The organism is Paenibacillus sp. NRS-1781 (assembly GCF_050467745.1).
Lineage (GTDB): Bacteria > Bacillota > Bacilli > Paenibacillales > Paenibacillaceae > Paenibacillus > Paenibacillus terrae_A.
On the sequence record NZ_JBITPI010000045.1, the window covers coordinates 1 to 2,211 of the forward strand.

The following is a 2,211-nucleotide window of genomic DNA, read 5'->3' on the forward strand; positions in this document are numbered from 1 at the left end:
TTAATGGAAAAGGCAATCAAGCAGCGAATTCGGAATTTCTTCACGTTCCTGCATATTAAAGAAGGTGTGCAATATGATTACCGGGATATTGCGGTGAAGTTTACTCGTAATTTGCCGACAGATTTGGTTGGGATGGCAGATGTAATCGTTAAATTGCAGCAAGTCGTATCTCAGGAAACATTGCTAACACTGTTACCGTTTGTAGAGAATCCCAAGCTGGAATTCAATAAATTTCATGCGGAGCAGCAACGATTAATTGCTACGGATAAGGAGGTATCAGATGCAGAATAAAAATAGGTTCAAGCGGTTAGTTAAGAATAATTGTGCATGCTATCTTGGAGCAAAGCACGGTATCCCAAACTATTGCTGTTTACAAGATGGCCCATGTGTATTTTTCGCTCAAGCCGATGTTCTTCCCCGTTGTATCTATTTTGAAAATGGAGTTTTGCCAATGGATGAGAAGTTGGATCAAGAATATAAGTCTGAACGTAATGTAGAGACTGATCCTAAGACAGCGAAGCCGAGGGTGAACTGTACACGTTGTGGAGGAACATTTTCGGCAAATTCGAATCGGCAGAAATATTGTGACAAATGCAGAGGTAAAACGAGAAAAGAAAATATTAGATTGCGTGTTCGGAAGTTCAGACAAAAAGACGGCTTGATGTAACGCTTTAGAGGTTGAAAAAGCCCTATAAACAAAGGGTTAAAAATAGGTAAAAATGAGGAGTTGACATGCTTGTACCTTTTCGTCACTTTTGCGTTTTCTAATGCGTTACATGATTGTCTTGAACATGATATTCAATATTATACAGTTTCAGCATACATATACGTTTCTGAAGTTTAGGCAAACAATAGGCTTGATGTAACGCTTTAGGCTGTCAAAAAGCTATATAAACAAAGGATGAAAAATAGGTAAAAGTGGGGAGTGGGCATGTTTGTACCTTTTCCTCGTTTTTGTGATTTCTAATGCGTTACATTGCTGTCCTGAGCATGACATTAAACGGCTTAATACATACATAAGCGTGTTCGGTTCTGTGAGTCGAATGGGCGATAAAGGAGATTATCGAAAATGAATTTAGAACAAGTGAAGCAGTTGATCGAAGAAAACCAAACGAATGAGGAATGGCAAGCGTATCTTCAGGGTTTGAATCCGTATAGCGTGGAGGGGATGGAGCAATATATCCAATCTAATCCGCAAGCAAAAAGTTGGTTCGATAGCACCGTGGACAAACGATCAGCTAAATCGCTGGAAACGTGGAAAGCCAATCATTTGGAAAGTGCAGTGGATGTTGAGATCAAGAAGCGATTCCCGGCAAAGGATGAGAAAGACATCGAAGTCGAAAAGCTACGTGCCGAAGTGGAAAATATGAAGCTAGAGAAGCAGCGTGAACGGTTGACCAGCCAAGCGATCAAAATTGCATCCGAGAAGAAACTTCCACTCCCGTTAGTGGATTTTTTTATTGGTACAGATGAAGAAGCGACGACAGCGAATTTGGCTATGCTGGAACAATCACTCCAACTGGCTATTCAACAGCAAGTTGAGCAACGACTCAAAGGAGATGGCTATACTCCTCCGGCTAGTTCAACAGGTAACACATTTACATTGGATGCGATTAAAGGCATGTCGCCAAACGAGATTAATCAGCATTGGGATCAAGTCAAACAAGCATTACAAAACAAACAATAATCAATAGAAAAGGACAGGGTGATTAGAATATGACAGTACAACATTTTATTCCTACGATTTGGAGCGCACGTTTAAATGAAAGTCTGAAAAAGAATTTGGTATATGGGAACGTGGTCAACACTGATTATGAAGGTGAGATTAAAGGTCAGGGTTCCACAGTGAAAATTAATTCGATTGGAGCGGTGATGATTGGCAATTATGACAAAGTAGCTGGAATCGGGAATCCACAGGAACTGGATGCTACACAAAAAACATTAGTGATCGATCAAGCGAAGTATTTTAATTTTCAGGTGGATGATGTAGATGCTGCGCAAGCGAATGTGAATCTGCTGGATGGTGGAATTGTGGAAGCCTCTTATGGACTCGCCAATGTAGTGGATCAGTATCTTGCTGGATTCTACACAGAGGTAAAAGCTGAGAATACGATGGGTAACGATACAACGCCTGTAATTCCAACTAAAGATACAGCCTATGATTTGCTGATTGATTTAGGCGTACTGTTGGATGAAAATAATGTGCCGGAA

3 protein-coding genes and 1 pseudogene are annotated in these 2,211 nt (G+C 40.5%); all 4 read left to right on the forward strand.

The window, feature by feature from the left end; translation table 11 throughout:
• Nucleotides 1-291: phage portal protein (locus ACIFO6_RS17190; protein WP_430042253.1), on the forward strand; the 291-nt coding region annotated here is incomplete at its 5' end.
• Entirely contained in the window at nucleotides 281-667 is a 387-nt protein-coding gene (locus tag ACIFO6_RS17195; RefSeq protein ID WP_430042255.1) for a hypothetical protein, read from the forward strand. The genes ACIFO6_RS17190 and ACIFO6_RS17195, both read left to right, overlap by 11 nt.
• A 402-nt stretch (nucleotides 668-1,069) precedes the next feature.
• Complete coding sequence (locus ACIFO6_RS17200; RefSeq protein WP_430042257.1) at nucleotides 1,070-1,687, forward strand: DUF4355 domain-containing protein; 618 nt, start codon at nucleotides 1,070-1,072, stop codon at nucleotides 1,685-1,687.
• A 29-nt stretch (nucleotides 1,688-1,716) separates the two neighbouring features.
• Nucleotides 1,717-2,211, forward strand: a pseudogene (locus tag ACIFO6_RS17205) (P22 coat protein - protein 5 domain protein); the annotation flags it as partial.